The organism is Saccharibacillus alkalitolerans, from assembly GCF_011090185.1.
GTDB classification, from domain to species: Bacteria; Bacillota; Bacilli; order Paenibacillales; family Paenibacillaceae; genus Saccharibacillus; species Saccharibacillus alkalitolerans.
In genome coordinates this window covers 314,410-330,949 of sequence record NZ_JAAFGS010000003.1, presented here as the reverse complement: position 1 = coordinate 330,949, position 16,540 = coordinate 314,410, and the positions used below count along the sequence as shown (strand labels likewise).

The 16,540-nt window shown below is 60.4% G+C and carries 15 protein-coding genes; 12 read left to right on the top strand and 3 right to left on the bottom strand.

The window, feature by feature from the left end; genetic code table 11:
• Window positions 1-15: 15 nt before the first annotated feature.
• Window positions 16-447 carry a MerR family transcriptional regulator gene (locus GYN08_RS10270; protein WP_166274119.1) on the bottom strand — a complete coding sequence of 144 codons (432 nt, stop codon included), beginning with the start codon at window positions 445-447 and terminating at the stop codon, window positions 16-18.
• A gap of 297 nt (window positions 448-744) precedes the next feature.
• Between GYN08_RS10270 and GYN08_RS10265 the strand changes: the two genes are divergently transcribed.
• From GYN08_RS10265 to GYN08_RS10255, 3 genes are all read left to right on the top strand, one after another.
• Window positions 745-2,172, top strand: coding sequence for an ammonium transporter (locus GYN08_RS10265; RefSeq protein WP_235946114.1), 1,428 nt, complete (start codon window positions 745-747; stop codon window positions 2,170-2,172).
• A gap of 88 nt (window positions 2,173-2,260) precedes the next feature.
• Window positions 2,261-3,349, top strand: a complete 1,089-nt coding sequence (locus GYN08_RS10260) for a DUF294 nucleotidyltransferase-like domain-containing protein (protein WP_328802919.1) — start codon at window positions 2,261-2,263, stop codon at window positions 3,347-3,349.
• A complete protein-coding gene (locus GYN08_RS10255; protein WP_166274118.1) occupies window positions 3,346-4,083 on the top strand; it encodes an exonuclease domain-containing protein in 738 nt (245 codons plus the stop codon). Before GYN08_RS10260 ends, GYN08_RS10255 begins: the two co-directional genes overlap by 4 nt.
• A gap of 434 nt (window positions 4,084-4,517) precedes the next feature.
• On the opposite strand, the gene cimA is transcribed toward GYN08_RS10255, so the two are convergent.
• Window positions 4,518-6,134: a citramalate synthase gene (gene cimA, locus GYN08_RS10250; RefSeq protein ID WP_166274117.1), complete on the bottom strand. Its 1,617-nt coding sequence runs from the start codon at window positions 6,132-6,134 to the stop codon at window positions 4,518-4,520.
• A gap of 200 nt (window positions 6,135-6,334) precedes the next feature.
• On the opposite strand from cimA, the gene GYN08_RS10245 reads away from it, so the two are divergent.
• From GYN08_RS10245 to GYN08_RS10235, 3 genes are all read left to right on the top strand, one after another.
• On the top strand, window positions 6,335-7,564 hold the full coding sequence (locus GYN08_RS10245) for a DNA polymerase IV (protein ID WP_235946169.1): 1,230 nt from the start codon (window positions 6,335-6,337) through the stop codon (window positions 7,562-7,564).
• Between the two features lie 132 nt (window positions 7,565-7,696).
• Complete coding sequence (locus GYN08_RS10240) at window positions 7,697-7,939, top strand: ferredoxin (protein WP_166274115.1); 243 nt, start codon at window positions 7,697-7,699, stop codon at window positions 7,937-7,939.
• Between the two features lie 132 nt (window positions 7,940-8,071).
• Window positions 8,072-9,427, top strand: coding sequence for a L,D-transpeptidase (locus GYN08_RS10235; RefSeq protein WP_166274114.1), 1,356 nt, complete (start codon window positions 8,072-8,074; stop codon window positions 9,425-9,427).
• A 79-nt stretch (window positions 9,428-9,506) separates the two neighbouring features.
• Here the strand turns inward: GYN08_RS10235 and GYN08_RS10230 are convergent, their stop codons facing one another.
• Window positions 9,507-9,644, bottom strand: coding sequence for a hypothetical protein (locus GYN08_RS10230; RefSeq protein ID WP_166274113.1), 138 nt, complete (start codon window positions 9,642-9,644; stop codon window positions 9,507-9,509).
• A gap of 277 nt (window positions 9,645-9,921) precedes the next feature.
• Between GYN08_RS10230 and GYN08_RS10225 the strand changes: the two genes are divergently transcribed.
• From GYN08_RS10225 to GYN08_RS10200, 6 genes are all read left to right on the top strand, one after another.
• Complete coding sequence (locus GYN08_RS10225; RefSeq protein WP_166274436.1) at window positions 9,922-11,013, top strand: quinone-dependent dihydroorotate dehydrogenase; 1,092 nt, start codon at window positions 9,922-9,924, stop codon at window positions 11,011-11,013.
• A gap of 31 nt (window positions 11,014-11,044) precedes the next feature.
• A complete protein-coding gene (locus tag GYN08_RS10220) occupies window positions 11,045-11,857 on the top strand; it encodes a GTP pyrophosphokinase (protein WP_166274112.1) in 813 nt (270 codons plus the stop codon).
• Window positions 11,847-12,341: a DUF309 domain-containing protein gene (locus tag GYN08_RS10215; protein ID WP_166274111.1), complete on the top strand. Its 495-nt coding sequence runs from the start codon at window positions 11,847-11,849 to the stop codon at window positions 12,339-12,341. The genes GYN08_RS10220 and GYN08_RS10215 overlap by 11 nt, the downstream gene beginning before the upstream one ends.
• Before the next feature lie 176 nt (window positions 12,342-12,517).
• The gene (locus GYN08_RS10210; RefSeq protein ID WP_166274110.1) at window positions 12,518-14,185 is read left to right on the top strand and encodes an RsmB/NOP family class I SAM-dependent RNA methyltransferase; all 1,668 of its coding nucleotides are present in this window, start codon (window positions 12,518-12,520) and stop codon (window positions 14,183-14,185) included.
• Window positions 14,182-14,946 carry a pseudouridine synthase gene (locus tag GYN08_RS10205; RefSeq protein ID WP_166274109.1) on the top strand — a complete coding sequence of 255 codons (765 nt, stop codon included), beginning with the start codon at window positions 14,182-14,184 and terminating at the stop codon, window positions 14,944-14,946. Before GYN08_RS10210 ends, GYN08_RS10205 begins: the two co-directional genes overlap by 4 nt.
• Window positions 14,947-15,225: 279 nt before the next feature.
• Window positions 15,226-16,368 (top strand): glycosyltransferase family 4 protein, encoded by a 1,143-nt coding sequence (locus tag GYN08_RS10200; RefSeq protein WP_166274108.1) that lies wholly within the window; start codon window positions 15,226-15,228, stop codon window positions 16,366-16,368.
• Window positions 16,369-16,540: the final 172 nt, after the last annotated feature.

The following is a 16,540-nucleotide window of genomic DNA, read 5'->3' as shown; positions in this document are numbered from 1 at the left end:
TTTGTAGTGAAAAACTTACATCATGGGATTCTGTCCGAGCAGCAGCTTGATCGCTTCCATGCACGCTATTCCCTGCGGAACGAGTTGGGAAAACGTTTTGCGCGCTTGAGCCGGATCGAGATCCTGCAGAAGCGGCTGAAGTTCTTTCAATTCCTTCTCGACCTGTGCCAGATGGCCTTCGAGCAGGGTCAGCTTTTCGGAAACGCGCTCGTCTTCCGTCGCATCGCTCCATCGATCAAGCCGCTCCCGGATTTCTTCCAAAGTAAACTTTTCGGTCTTCAATTCATGAATACGTTTCAAACGAAGCAAAGTTTCAGAACCATATAATCGGTAATTGGTCATCGACCGGTCCCGCGGCTGGATCAGTCCCAGCTTGGTGTAATAGTCGATGGTGCGCTCGCTGGTGCCTGCGGCTTTGGCCAGCTCCCCGATTCGGAATAGTTTCATATCCCCATCGCTGCCTCACCCTTTCCTGCAAAAGTATAAAAGTAAGCTGCTGTAAAAAGATGGTGTTGACAAATTCAATTATATCCAACTTAAAGCATACAGTCAAACGTTATGGTTTCTGTACTTCGGCTTGCTATAGCGCATTAACGCAGATGGAATTTTTCGTTCGAAAAAAAGTCTGAAATAAATTCGCTTTTTTATGAAAATACACTTGTCAGCTTTCTTGCCGCGGTTTATAATGACACCAAGAGTTTCACATAATGTTAGATAAAATTACATGAAGAGGGTGTGGGGAATTTGAAAAAGAAGTGGTGGGCAGCGCTTGGAGCAATGGCGGCAGTATCGGCTTTTCCGGTCAGCGCGTATGCGGCGGAAGCGGTAGACGGCGAAGCGCTGACGAACGGCGTGAACATGGCTTTCGTATTTATCGCGGCGGTACTCGTGATCTTCATGCAGGCGGGATTCGCCCTGCTTGAAGCCGGTTCGGTTCGGATGAAGAACGCCGGGCACGTAGCGGGCAAGACGATCCTTTCCTTCGGCGTCGCGAGCGTGGCTTTCTGGGCGCTGGGCTTCGGCTTCGGTTTCGGCAACGGCAACGGCTTCTTCGGCTTCGAAGGATTCTTTTTCGGCGGCGAAGGACAGGCGGCCTCGTTCGATTCCGTTAACGGTTACGGCCTGCCCGTTTCGCTGATGTTCCTGTTCCACCTCGCTTTTGCGGGCGTCTCGCTGGCGATTGCCGGCGGCGGCTTGGCGGAACGCGCCAAGCTGAGCGTATACATCGTATTCGGCGCCCTGTTCACCATTATCATCTATCCGGTCATCGCCCACTGGGTATGGGGCGGCGGTTGGCTCGGTTCCCTGGGCATGCAGGACTTCGCGGGTTCGACGGTCGTCCACCTGACGGGTGCGACGGCGGCGCTGGTTGCGACGATCATGCTGAAGCCCCGTTTGGGTAAGTACGGAAAAGACGGCAAACCGAACAGCATTCTCGGACACAATCAGGTTCTGTCGGTACTCGGCGTGATCATTCTGTGGGTAGGCTGGTTCGGATTCAACCCGGGCAGCGCCCTGACGGTCATGGACGGATTCTTCGCTTACGTGGCGCTGACGACGAACATTGCGGCGGCGGCCGGCGGCGTGGCGGCTCTCTTGATCTCTTGGGCGGTATTCGGCAAAGCGGACATTCCGAGCATGCTGAACGGCGTGCTGGCGGCGCTGGTCGCGATCACGGGTTCCTGCGCGTTCGTCGAGCCTTGGGCGGCGATCGTCATCGGTCTGGTCGCGGGCGTTCTGACGTTCTTCACGGCTCAGTGGTTCGAAAAAGCGGGCGTCGACGATCCGGTCTTCGCGTTTTCCGTACACGGCATTGCCGGCATCTGGGGCGCGCTGTCCACGGGATTCTTCGCGACGCCTGCCTTGGCGACGGATAAAGGCCTGGGCCAAGCGGGCCTGTTCTACGGCGGCGGCTTGCATCAACTGGGCGTTCAAGCGCTGGGCGTGATCGGCACGCTGGCGTTCGTCGGAGCCGTCACGTTCGTGATCTTCTACGTCATGAAAGTCACGATGGGCATCCGCGTGACGGAAGAAGAAGAAATGATGGGTCTGGATATCAGCGAACACGGCAATTATGGATACCCGGAACAAATGAAAATGGCAGGCGATACGACGTTCAACGGACCGACGACTCCGGAAAAAGGCGGTACGCGTAAGCCGGCGAACGCTTGATAAGCGGATTAAAGGCTTGTATGTGACATATTATGTCAGGTATAGAACTGCGAAAGCCGCAGCCGTAATAGAAGGAAGGGGGAGTTCGGTGAGGCCTACCGATTCGTATACGGACCCGTTATTCGCATCCGGCGAAGACTTATCGCAGATCCGTTCTCCCGAAGCGCTCCGCGCCAAGCGGGCCGCCATGCAGCAGGAACTCATGGAGGCAGGCCGCGGACTGGACATTCTCGGTTGGAACGCCTCCGTGAACGATATGCACGATCGACTGATGAAGCGGGCGGTCGATTTATGCGAGCATGAGATGGGGGAGGCGGGCTACGGTCCGCCTCCCGTCTCTTATGCTTTCGTCGTATTCGGCAGCGCGGGCAGACGGGAGCAGACGCTGTGGAGCGATCAGGATAACGGATTGGTTCTGTCGGATGACGAGCACGAAGACAAAGAAACGTATTTCGCCGAATTCGGACGAAGGCTGACCGACATCCTCGAGGCGGCCGGATACGAAAAATGCGAAGGGAAAGTGATGTGTTCGGAACCGAGATGGCGCCGCACGTCATCCCAGTGGGCCGCGCAGCTCCGGGAATGGCGAAGCGACCTCAGTTGGGAGCCGGTCAGATACTTGATTATCGCTTCGGATTTTCGTTTGATCGCCGGCAGCGAGGCGCTGGCGGAAGCCTGGCAGCGGAATTTTTACGACGGACTGCGCGGCAATACGGAACTGCACGCCGCGATTCTGCGCAATACCGTGCGCCACAAAAAGACACTCAACGTGTTGGGACAGGTGGTGACGGAACGATTCGGCGACCATGCCGGGGATTTCGACGTCAAATACGGCCTGTATATCCCGCTCGTCAACGCGGCGCGTTTCATGGCGCTGCAGCACGATGTCGAGGAGACGTCGACGCTGCGAAGGCTCGAGCGTCTTATCCAGTTCGAGGCGGCTTCCCTGCCGATGCTGGAGCCCGTCCACGAGGCTTTCCTGACGGCGCTGAGGCTGCGGAACATAACGGAAACGACCGAGCGGGACGGGCTGCTGCAGAGCGGCGGCTATCTGCCGAACGAACAGCTTAAGAAAAAAGAGCAGTTTTACGAACTGCGCGACAGTCTGGTTCTGGTACGCAAGCTGCACCGCGTGCTCCAGCGCCAGCTCAGGTTCGCGGAAAGGAGACGCGCATGAAGGAACCGGCCGGGTCGAGAAGCGGATTCTGGAACATGCTGCGCAGCGGAGGGGTTCCTTCCGCGGTAGCCTCGGTGTTCGGGGGACAAAGCGCCCATCAGATGGCGTTTATCCGCTCGCTCAGCCGGGAGCAGCGCAGACCCGAAGCGCTCATTACCCCGCTGTCGGAGCTCGAGACCGTCGTGTTCGATCTGGAGACGACGGGCTTCAACTGTCAGAAGGGCGATGAGATCCTGTCGTTCGGAGCGGTGAAGATGAAAGGGGACCGGGTGCTGGAGGACGAGACCTTCTATACGCTCGTCAATCCGCGCGTCGAGATTCCGCCGCATATTACGGAATTGACCGGCATTACGCCGGACATGGTGGCGGAGGCTCCTTCGCTGATCGAAGCGCTGCACGATTTTATGGCCTTTATCGGGCATTCCGTACTGGTGGCGCACGCCAGCGCGCACGATAAGGCGTTTTTGAATACCGCGCTTTGGAAGACGTCGAAAGCGCATTTGACGCATCGAGTGATCGACACGATGATGATCGCGAAGCTGCTTGATCCGTTCAGGGCCGGCTACGGGTTGGACGAACTGCTGCTGGAGGAAGGCATCGAGATCAAGGAACGCCATCATGCGCTGGGGGATTCGCTTATGACGGCCGAATTGTGGGGCGGATATATGAACCGGGTGAAGGAAAGCCAGATCTCCACGCTCGGGGATCTCTACGCGCGGCTGAGCAGCACATGACAGGAATCTTATTGCGCATTCTCCGGCACCGCGTCAAAAAGCCGGGGAACGCGGCGCTCCGGGACCGATAACGGCCGGGCGTCGCATCCCCCGGCCGAACCTTGGGCGGGCAGGACGGAATTCGCAAGCAGGCGGCGGGTCTGGCGCTACGGTGCGCACCGGAGTATCCGGTATGCATGCCGCCCGCTGCGTAGGCTTCCGCGTCGGAACGGGCTACCCGCATTCCGGCGCGAAGCGGCAAGGCCCAGGATTTACCCCCGCGGGTCCCGAACGGAACGGGCTTCGGCTGAAGGATCGGATTTCGTGCGGAAACCGATCCTCGATTTATGACGAGGCGCCGTTCCCTCAAGGCCTGCGACCCATGTTTACCCCTCTCAACTGGGCTTTCCGCTGCGGCGGCAAGCCTCTTTTTTTGCGTTCTTTTTGTTCACCGGTTAATGGTTGAGCAGTCCGGGACGGGGTTCGGCGGCCGCGACCGGAAGCGCCGGTTCCTGGCCCAGAAGGGCATAGCGCATACTGTCGACGAGCGCCTCCCAGCTCGCTTCGATCACGTTGCCCGATACGCCCACCGTGCTCCAGGCGCTGTCCGCGTCGCGCGATTCGATCAAGACGCGGACTTTCGAGGCGGTCGCCTCCTTGTCGTCCAGCACGCGGACCTTATAGTCGCTCAGGTGCATGTCGGTCAGCTGCGGATAATACTGGAGCAGCGCTTTGCGAAGCGCGTTGTCGAGAGCGTTGACCGGACCGTTGCCTTCGCCGGCCGTATACAGGCTTTCTCCGCCGATCCGCAGCTTGACGAACGCTTCGGACACGACCGGCTTGCCCGCCGATTTTTCCACCAGCATTTTAAACGATTCGAACGTGAACAGCTCGCGCACCTCGCCTCCGGCTTCGCGCAGCAGCAGCTCGAGCGAAGCGTCGGCGCCTTCGAACTGGTAGCCGCGATGCTCGAGGTCCTTGATTCGCCCGATGGTGTCCGCGGCCTGCGGGCTTTTGGGATCGAGTTCGATGCCGAGCTCCTGCGCCTTGGACACCAGATTGCTCTGTCCGGCCAGTTCGGAGACGAGGACCCGCTGCTTGTTGCCGACAAGCTCGGGGGCGATATGCTCGTACGTGCGGGAATCCCGCAAGATCGCGGAGACGTGGATGCCGCCTTTGTGCGCGAACGCCGCGCTGCCCACGTAAGGCTGTCCGGCCGGCATATGCACGTTGGCGATCTCGCTCACATAGCGGGCGGCCGAAGACAGCTGCGCCAGCTTTTCTTCGGGCAGGCACTTCAGACCCTGCTTGAGCTGGAGATTCGGAATAACCGAGCACAGATTCGCATTGCCGCAGCGTTCGCCGTAGCCGTTGATCGTCCCCTGGACCTGCAGAGCGCCCGCGGCGACCGCGCTGAGCGAATTGGCGACGGCAAGTTCGCAGTCGTTATGCGTATGGATGCCGAAGCGGACGGCGGGCATTTCCCGCACCAGGGCCGCCACCGTGCTTCCGATTTCGTCCGGCATGGTTCCTCCGTTGGTGTCGCACAGGACGAGCCAATCCGCCCCCGCCTCCGAAGCGGCGCGCAGCACCGACTTCGCATACTCCGCATTATGCTTGAACCCGTCGAAGAAATGTTCCGCGTCGAAGATCACTTCCAGCCCGCTCCGCTTCAAATAAGAGATCGAATCTTCGATCATCGCCAGGTTTTCTTCCAGCGTCGTCTGCAGCGCGGTATGCACGTGGAAGTCCCACGACTTGCCCACCAGCGTCGCCGCCTGCGCGCCGGATTCCGCGATTCGGCGAAGGTTCTCGTCGTCTTCGGCCGATCCGCCCTTGCGTCGCGTGCTGCCGAAAGCCGTAATTTTGGCCTTGAGATTCAGCTCCCGGACCCGGCGGAAAAATTCCACGTCCTTGCCGTTGCTGCCCGGATTGCCTCCCTCGATGTAATGCACGCCGAGTTCGTCCAGCCTCACGGCGATCTTCAGCTTGTCGTCGGCCGAGAGGCTGATGCCTTCCCCCTGCGTGCCGTCTCGGAGTGTCGTATCGAAAATGGTGATGGACCGTGTCATGGAACTGCTCCCTTCCGTTCGTATTAATTGTCGATTATAGCATGAACGCTTTAAACCGGTATAGTGGTCGGGCACACAATTTTGCGATAAAATAAGGAAACAAACGTTTGCCGGTCAGCGGCGGAAAAGGAGGAGCAAAGGTGGCGGAAGACGTGAACCGGTATTACCCGTCCAAGGGACGGGTCATTTTGCATGTCGACATGAACGCGTTCTACTGCTCGGTGCACGAAGCGGAAAATCCCGAATTGTACCGGGGGAAGATGACGGCGGTCGCCGGAGACAGCGAAAAAAGGCGCGGCATCGTCGTCACCAGTTCCTACCCGGCCAGACGGAAAGGGGTGCGGACGGGCATGACGGCGAACCAGGCGCTGAAGCTGTGTCCGTCGCTGATCCTGATCAAGCCCGACTTTCGGCTGTACCGGGCGTATTCGCGGGCTTTTCGCGAAATTCTGTACAGCTATACGCCGATGATCGAAGCGACGTCGATCGACGAGTGCTATATGGACATTACGGGCTCGAGGCAGTTCGGCACGCCGCTGGAGATCGCGGAACAGATTCAGCGGCGCATTCAAAACGAATTGTCCCTGCCGTGTTCCGTCGGAGTGGCTCCGAACAAACTGCTGGCCAAGATGGCGTCCGACATGAAAAAGCCCAGCGGCATTTCCGTGCTGCGCATCCGCGATCTGCCGCAGACGCTGTGGGGCAGACCGTGCGGCGAGCTGTTCGGCGTGGGCGCCAAAACGGCGGAGAAGCTGAACCGGCTCGGCATCCGGACGATCGGCGAGCTGGCGCAGACCGAAGAAAAAAGGCTGCAATCCGCATTCGGCGTGTTCGGGTCCTGGATGAAGCGGGCGGCCAACGGTCTGGATCAGTCGGAAGTGCAGTCGGTGCCCGAACCGAGCAAGTCGGTCGGCCATACCACCACGCTGCCGTACGACGTGACCGAGTCGTCGGAAGCGCTGCGAGTGCTGCTGAACTTGAGCGATCAGGTGGCGCGGCGCATGAGAAAGCAGCATCTGCTTGCCGGCGCGGTGCAGATCACGATCCGCACGCCCGAGATGAAAACGATCACCCGTTCGCGCACGCTGGAGATTCCGACGGAAGCGGCGGACGACATTTACCGCGAGGCGAAGGCGCTGTATCTGAGACACTGGGACGACGGCAAGCCGGTCCGGCTGCTCGGCGTGGCCGCTCAGAATTTGACCGACAAAAGCGCCGCCGCGATCCAGCTTGATCTGTTCGATTACGAACGGCAGCCGAAAAAGGAAAAGCTGACGGAAATTATGGACAAGCTGCGCGACAAATTCGGCGAAGACGCCCTGATGACCGCCGGCATGCTGGAAGAAGACGGCACGAAGCGCATGAAAGCGGGCCGCACGCCGGGCATTTCTTTCCATGGGGAGCGCGGCGGGAAGCGGGAAAACGAATGAAAATGAAACGTAAGATACATTGAAATCAAAAAAGGTTTATATTATAGTTAGAAGGATGAAAGCCTAGCGAAAGCAGCTTCTTGGCAAAAGAATCGGCACGGCCGATAGAGAATAGAGTAGGAGGGAACAAACATGGCTAAATATACGTGGGTTGACAAAGATACCTGCATCGCCTGCGGCGCGTGCGGCGCGACCGCTCCGGACATTTACGATTACGACGACGAGGGTCTGGCGGAAGTCATCTTCGGCGGCGACGCCAACCACGGCGTCACGGCAATTCCGGAAGACATGCACGAGGATATGCTCGACGCATGCGACGGATGCCCGACCGATTCCATCGTGATCGCGGACGAACCGTTCAACAAGGAAGGCTGATTCGACTCGCAAGCGCCGAATACAGGGCAGATCCGGGATAAAGCGTCTCTCTCCTGAACGTACAGGCGGGAGGCGCTTTTTTTGCGGAGAGGAGCCCTGCGGGTGCATATTCCGGCAAAGGAGCGAAGGGCAATGACCCGTTTTCCCCATTTGAAACAGTATGTGCGCGAACATCCGGACAACAAGATGGCCTGGTACTTGCTGGGCAAGGAGTATGAAGCCGACGGGCAGCCGGGCAAGGCGAACTACTGTTTCAACAAAGCGCAGGAAGTCTACGAGGCGTACGAACATGCGCATGTGCCGGAAGACATTCTGGCCGAATATGAGGAGAAACTGCATCTGGCCGCGGAAAAAAGGCAGAAAAAGGCGGCGGGGCGCCGCAGGTGGCTGCTGCTGGCGGTACTTCTGCTCCTGGCCGGCTTCCGCTACGCGGAGGCGCCGGGCATGAACGTGCCGAGAACAGCCGCGCAGCCGGACGTATTGGCGGGCGCCGCGCCGGACGCCGCGCCGGAAGTGTTCACGGCGGGCGAGACCGGCAATCCGGCTTCGCTCGGAACGGCCGCGGCCGCTTATCTGCAGGACGGGCGCAGGGTGCCCGTTTCCGTTCTCGGTCTGGAACGAAGCGGGAAATGGCTGCTGTGGAACAAAACCGCGCCGGTCATCGCGGAGATCGAGCCCGGGTCGGCTCCCGGGGAAAGCGTGCTGCGCAGCTACGATCCAAAGACGTGCGACTGCGAGGCGAACGTGTCGGGCGCCGAACGCAAAGCGGCTCGCGTCTGGATGAACGAGCAGGAGAGCCTTGCGGCGTTGTCTTCCGCCATCGTCCATTACCGGGAAGGCGCCGGAAAGCTGCCGGGAAGTCTGGAGGAACTGAACCGTCCGTTTCCCCGCAACGTGCTTTCGGGCTCCACGCCGGCGATGAAGCGCTCGTTCGCGGTCATGGCCGCGATGTCGAAGCGCAAAGCTTACGGCCAGGAAGTTCCGCCGCCTTCGGAGGGCGGCCCTTCCGTATCGGCGGCTACGCTCGGCGGCAGCCCGTATCTGGACGAACCGCTCGAGATCGTCGTCGATCGCAGCCGGCACCGCTTGGCTCTCGTAAGCGGAAACGTGCTGCTGCGGAGTTATGAGGTGGGGCTCGGAGGAAGCAGGACGCCGACGGGAACTTATGTCATCAGCGACAAGGTGGTCAACCCGAACGGCAGGTCGGACGGCGAATTCGGAAGCCGAGGCATGCAGCTGTCGGATACCGACTACGCGATTCACGGCACGGACGAACCGGAGAGCATCGGCGGCGACGAATCGCACGGCTGCGTGCGCATGAACAGGGAAGACATCGAAGAACTGTTCGATTTGGTGCCGGCGGGCACCAAAGTGACGCTTGCCGACGACGTGCTGCCGGAAGAGACGCTGGTGCCGAAACAGCGCTTCCGTTCGGAAAACCGGCAGGATCAGACCAATGACAAAAAAGTGTATAAGTGGTTGAACTGACGAAAGCCCGGATTCGGCGGATAGGCCGAATGCCGGGCTGAATGCTGGAAACGCGCCTTCGAATCCGCGGTGAAAAAGGTCAGAGCTGGGCCCAGACGATCAGCGCGCTGACCACGAGAATGAACAGCGCGATGCTGCCGCCGACCCAGAGGGCGGCTTTGCGGTTGATCTCTTCCTTTTTCTGCTGCAGGGCTGGCGGTTTGCGTTTGGCGGCCATCGACATCGACTCCTTTGAAATATCGGTATACGATTATTGTAAATCTCTTTGCGCCGGATTGTAAGTAGCTTTTTATCCGCTTCGGCCGGGCGCGGAGCAGGAAAAACGAAATCCGGAACGCTTTCCTTTTAACGTGGTTCCGGGTAAAATTAAGAGACTTGGAACCTGCCGGAAGCAAGCCGACGCGGCGTGAGGATGCGGCCATGCCGCATTCCTCCCGTTTCGTTCCTTGATTTCGGGCAGTGGTTCCCAGAAGAGAAGAATGGGAGTGAACCGCTTGCTGTATGAACGCCTTGCCAAACCGTTATTTTTTCGGATGGACCCCGAGAAAGCCCATCACCTCGTCATCGACGGCATGCGCCGGGCGGCCGATGCGCCCGGCGGCCTGAAGCTGCTGCGCAGCATGTACGGCGTGGAGCGCGACGAAGCGCTGGTCTCGGAAGTAGCCGGATTGTCCTTCCCGTCCCCGGTCGGCCTGGCCGCCGGACTGGACAAAAACGCCGAGGCGGTGCCGGGCTTTTCCTCGGTCGGATTCGGCTTTATGGAAGTCGGCACGGTCACTCCGCTGAGCCAGCCGGGCAACGAGCAGCCGAGATTGTTCCGCCTTCCGCCGGATCTGGCGCTGGTGAACCGGATGGGCTTCAATAACTCGGGCGCGGAAGCGATGGCGGCCCGGTTGGCGGGACTGAAGGAACGGCCGGTACCGATCGGCGTCAATATCGGCAAAAACAAAGTCACCCCCAACGAGGAAGCTTACCTCGATTACGAGCGCTGCATCCGGGTTCTGTACCCGCACGCGGATTTCTTTATCGTCAATATCAGTTCTCCCAACACGCCGGACCTGCGGCGCCTGCAGCACGGCGACGGGCTGCGGACGCTGCTGTCCGCGGTGAAGGGGGAGCTGGCGCGTCAGGCGGGCGAAGCCGATCCCAAGCCGGTATTCGTCAAGATCGCTCCCGATTTGAACGACGGCGAGCTGGAGGAGACGGTGGACGCCATCTTCTCGAGCGGCGTATCCGGCCTGATCGCGACCAATACGACGCTCTCCCGCGAAGGGCTTACGCACCGCAACCGCGGCGAATCCGGAGGCCTGAGCGGCCGGCCGCTGACGGGGCGTTCGACGGAGATCGTCCGCCGGGTGTATGCGCAGACCGAAGGCCGGCTGCCGATCGTGGGCAGCGGAGGGATCTTCACGCCGGAAGACGCTTATGCCAAAATTCGCGCCGGCGCCAGCCTGGTCGAAATTTACACGGCCATGATTTACAAAGGTCCGGAAGTCAATCGCCAGCTGCATGCCGGGCTCAAACGGCTGATGCAAACAGACGGGTTTGCTCACATTTCCCAAGCGGTCGGCGCCGACCACCGCTGAAAGGGCGAAGGAAGACGAGGAGGCACATAGCATGGACGGTAGAAACTGGGAAACATTTTTGCTTCCATATGAACAGACGGTCGAAGAACTGAAAGTCAAGTTCAAGACGATGCGCTCCGAACTGAAAAAGCGCGAAGAATACGCGCCGATCGAGTTCGTCACGGGACGGGTCAAGCGGATTTCCAGCATATTGGAAAAGGCCGAGCGGCTGGACGTTCCGCTGGACAAACTCGAGGAGGGAATCGAAGACATCGCCGGCATCCGCATCATGTGCCAGTTCGTCGAAGATATCCGCCGGGTGGCGGAGTACATCCGGGCCCGCAAAGACTTGACGGTCCTCTACGAGAAGGACTATATCACCAATTACAAAGAGAGCGGCTACCGAAGCTTCCATATGATTATCCGCTATCCGGTCCAGACCGCGCTGGAGCAAAAGATCGTGCTGGCCGAAATTCAAATCCGGACGTTGGCCATGAACTTCTGGGCGACGATCGAGCATTCGCTGAATTACAAATACCGCGGCGGGCTTCCCGGCGATATGCGGCTTCGGCTGCAAAAGTCGGCTCAGGCGGCTTCGGTGCTCGATAGCGAGATGTCCAGCATCCGGGAAGAAATTCTCGACGCGCAGAAGCTGTTCGAAGACGACGCCAACATCGTATCGACGCTGCTTAAGACGATTCATCGTCTGTACGCGTATCATCTGGTCGCGGAAGCGATCGACTACCAGCAGAAGTTCAGCGAGCTGTTCCTGGCGCGCGATTTCGAAGGGATGAAGGCGATGATGGCGGAGATCAAGGCTCTGATGGCTTCCAAGCACGAGGAAGAACCGGAAGATGAAGGTTGAACCGAATCTGGCCGCTTTCCTGGTCTATTTCAATCGCGACCGCGATTATTTCGAGTGCCATGAAGTGCTTGAAGAGCTGTGGTTGGAACGCGGCCGCGATCCTCTGTATTCGGGGCTGCTGCAGGTAGCCGTGGCTTTGTATCACTTTCGCAACGGCAGCGTGAAGCGGGCCTACAACAAAATCGAAGGCGCGCGCAAAATGATGCGCAGCGCGGTGCGGAAGCTGTCCGATTATCCGGCGGACAGCCTCGGCATCCGGATGGACAAGCTGACGGCGGACGCCCGCGAGTATTTGGGCAGGCTGGAGCGATACGAGCGCGAGCCTTTCGCGTTTTACCCACTGGAAATCGAGATCGCCGATCCCGAAGTCCGGGAGCAGGTGCGCGCGGCGGACGAAGCCATTGCGCCCAACGTGCCGCAGCGCACGGGTTACTCCCGCGGACCGAAAGCGAAGCCGGGACGCGGCACGGACGGCGAGGAGTAAAGCGCGCCGAGACATTCGGGCCGAGTCCCGACGGCGTTGTCCGACCAGGCAAGACAAGGCCCGCTCCGCCGGGCAGCGGCAGTCGGCCGCGAGGCGGGGCGGGCCGTTTTGCGCCCGTATTCGGGCCGTAACGGTCCGCGGATATTCAACAGCAGCAGGAAACGGGAGGAAACAACATGAGCATTCAGCTTCCGCCGCTGTTCGAGTCGCGCATGCAGCGCTGGCTCGGCGGCGAGTACGAAGATTTCGTCGCCAGCTATGACCGGCCTCGCCATGCGGGAATCCGCGTCAATACCCTTAAGATCGGGCTGGAAGACTTCAAGGCGGCCAGCCCGTTCGGACTGAAGCCGATTCCGTGGTGCGAGACCGGCTTCTACGTGGACGAGAACGAGCGGCCCGGCAAGCATCCTTATTATCATACGGGCCTGTATTATATTCAGGAACCGAGCGCCATGGAACCGGCCGAAGCGCTTCGGCCGGAGCCGGGCGACCGGGTGCTGGACCTGTGCGCCGCGCCGGGCGGCAAGTCGACGCAGATCGCCGCCAAGCTCGAAGGCCGAGGCGTTCTGGTGACGAACGACATCAGCGCGGAGCGAACGAAAGCGCTGGCGAAAAACATCGAAATGAGCGGCGTCCGCAACGCCGTCGTCCTGAACGAGACGCCGGAGCGGATCGCGCAGCGGTTCCCCGCTTATTTCGACAAGATTCTGATCGACGCGCCGTGCTCCGGCGAAGGGATGTTCCGCAAAGACCCTGACGCCGTGCGGCAGTGGGAGAAGCATTCGGTGGAAGTCTGCACCGTCATGCAGCGGGATATTCTCGATACGGTGGCGTCCATGCTGGCGCCCGGCGGGCGCATCGTCTATTCGACGTGCACGTTCTCGCCCGAGGAGAACGAGGCCATGATCGCGTTGTTCCTGGCGCGCCATCCCGACTTCGTCGTCGGCGAGATGCCGCATTCGCCGCTGTTCGCGCCGGGCCGGCCGGAATGGGCGGCCGGCCTGGCGGAAAGCGGCGGCGGGCTGTCGCCGCTGCTGCACGAGCCGGCTCAAGGCGGTGAGCCGGCGCTGCGGCCCGAAGCGCTCGCGCAGACGGCGCGGGCGGCGCGCATTTGGCCGCATCTCGCCGAAGGCGAGGGGCATTTCGTGTGCGTGCTGGAGCACACGGGAGAGAAGGCGGCGCGGGAAGCGGGCGCCGCCGGCACGGCTCCCGGCCCGTTCATCGGGGCCGGGGAACCGATGCCCGCCGCGGAAGACGGCGGGCGGGCCAGCGGCGGCCCCAAAGGAAAGGGCCGCCGGGAAGAGCGCGGCGCCCGCTCGCCGCGCCGCGAAGACAAGTCCGCGCGCGAGGCTCGCGGACGGGGCAGGGACGCCTATGTCCGCGAGGAGGCGTCCGAAGAGACCGTGCGCCGCGCGTGCCTGGACTTTCTGGCCGCGCACGTGAGCGTGCCGCTGACCGGCACGCTGCTGATCTCCGGCGGCTATGCGTACGCCTGCCCGGTGGAGCCGGAGCGGCTGCGCGGCTTGAAGGTCCGCCGCTCCGGCTTCCGGCTCGGCATGGTCAAATCCGGCGGCCGCTTCGTGCCGTCGAACGCTCTGGCCGCGGCGCTGTCGCCGCGCGAGTCGGCGCGAACGCTGAATCTGAGCTCCTCGCTGCCGGAGGCGGTCTCGTATCTGAAGGGCGAGACGCTGACGCCGGGCGAAGAGCGGATCGAACGCGCCGAAGGCGTCGACGCGAAAGGTTATGTGCTCGTCGCGATCGACGGATATGCCGCCGGCTGGGGGAAATGGGCCTCCGGCGTCTTGAAAAACGAATATCCGGCAGGATGGAGATGGAACGGATGAGCAACGAGAAGAAGACCGGCAAGAAGCTGCGCATCGATAAAATATTGTCCCATCTGGGGATTGCCACGCGCAGCGAAAGCAAAAAGTTGGTCAAGCAGGGCCGGGTTGCGGTCGACGGCAGCCCGATCAAGGACAGCGGGCTGCAGGTCGATCCGGAATCGGCGCTCGTCGAAGTCGACGGGCAGCCGGTCCGCTACCGCGAATTCGTGTATCTGCTGCTTAACAAACCGCAGGGCGTCGTGTCCGCAACCGAAGACCGGTACGACCGCACGGTGATCGATCTGCTGGATGCCGAGTATTTGGCGTTCGAGCCGTTTCCGGTCGGTCGGCTCGACAAAGACACCGAAGGATTGCTGCTGCTGACCAACGACGGAAAGCTCGCGCACGAGCTGCTGTCTCCGCGCAAGCACGTTTCGAAGACCTACGAAGCGGTCGTGTTCGGCGCGGTGGACGAGTCGGACGGATCGGCGTTCCGCGCCGGCGTAGAGCTCGACGACGGCTACCGAACGATGCCGGCGGAGCTGGAAATCGTGCGCCGTTACGAACGGGAAGGGGCCGCCCATTCCGACATTCGGCTGACGATCATGGAAGGCAAATTCCATCAGGTCAAGCGCATGTTCGAGGCCGTGGGCAAAAAGGTCGTTTTCCTGAAGCGCGTCTCCATGGGACCGCTGCTGCTTGATCCGGCGCTGTCTCCCGGACAATACCGGGAGCTGAGCGAAGAGGAACTGACGGCGCTGCGCGACGAGACATCCGTCTGAAAGCGCGCGGCGAATCTCAGAGAGCGCTATCGTTTTCGTTCAAGGAAGAGCCGTCCGGCCCGGGCGGCTCTTTTTTCGTGCGTACCCGCCGTTCGCCGCCTTGCCGGTACGCCTGTTCGCCGCCGGCTGGCGATGCGCACCGGCAAGGGGATGAAGCGTTTTCGGCCCGAATGACTTTGCGGACGCCTTCCGAAAAGCGCCGACTCGCCCTTTACGTCTTGCTCCCTTGTGGGCTATCATCAAGAGAAAGAACGTGTGAAGCGGAAGGGGAGACTGGCTGTGAGATTGCTTCAAGCTTTATTTTTTCCGCCCGAACAGCCGGGGGGCGTATCATCCATGATCCCGTATCTGCAGGAGAAATTTTCGTCGGCCCGTTGGGAGATGGAACTGTTTTCGCTGCCCAAGCGGATCCGGGGCAAGGGCCGCGAGGAAGTAGTGTTCGAGACGTTCGATTGGACGCGGTACGGGGACAGCCCTATCGTGCAAAAATACATGCAGACCTATCGCGATTATCTGTGGTGGACCCGTTTAAGGCTGCAGAAGCCTTACGATTTGATCCACGCGCATCATCCGATCGCCGCATTGGCGATGAAGACGGTATTTCCGGATACGCCTGTCCTGCAGACGATCCACTCCAGTTACGAACGGGAATTGATTTTGAACGGAAAAATCGAGGAAAACGGCCCGGAACATCGATTTTTGACTTCCGTTTACCGCGAACTCGAAGCGAAAACGGATCAGCTGATTACGGTGTCGGACGCTTTTCGGCGCTATATGGGAACGTACATCGAATACCCGGAGCGGGTGAAAATCATGCCCAACGGCTACGATGAACGCCGGTTCAAGCCCGTTCCGCACGAAAACGAAGTGCCGCAGCTGATGGCGGTCTGCCGTCTCGTTCCCGCGAAGGGACTCGATGTGCTGCTTCGAGCCTGCGCGCGTCTGAAGGAGCGGAATATTCCGTATGTGCTGCATCTGATCGGGGACGGGCCGTCGCGGCAGGATTTGGAACGGTTGGCGCAGGAGCTGGGCGTCTACGACGATACCATCTTTTACGGATACACGCTGCATCCCGAAGAGTTCATGCCGTTTTTCGACATCTTCGTGCTGCCCTCGCGCGCGGAGGCGTTCGGCTCGGTATTTGCCGAAGCCGCCCTCTGCTGCCTGGCGCTGGTCGGAACGAGCGTGGGCGGCGTGCCGGAGCAGATCGAGCACGGCGTGAACGGGCTGCTGGTTCCTCCGGACGATCCCGAAGCGCTGGCAGAGGCGCTGGAGCAGGTTATCGGGGACCCGGCATACCGCTACGAACTGGCGCGGACGGCCTGCGAAAAAGCCAAAGCCCAGTATTCGCTCAACCGCGTCGCGATCGAACTGAAGCGGATGTACCTCGGCTACGAAGCGCGAGGCAGTCAAAGCCTTTGAAGAAAGAGGCGGAAGGCGACATCCGGTGTCATCTTGAAAAAAAACGAACAAAGTGCTATTTTTACGAAAACGCGCTCGGCGCTTATGCAGCATGACCGGTTCTTTCCGAACGAACGCGGGAATTCGGCGGACCGATGCGTCATTCGTGCAAATGCCGGAATAGCGAATCTGG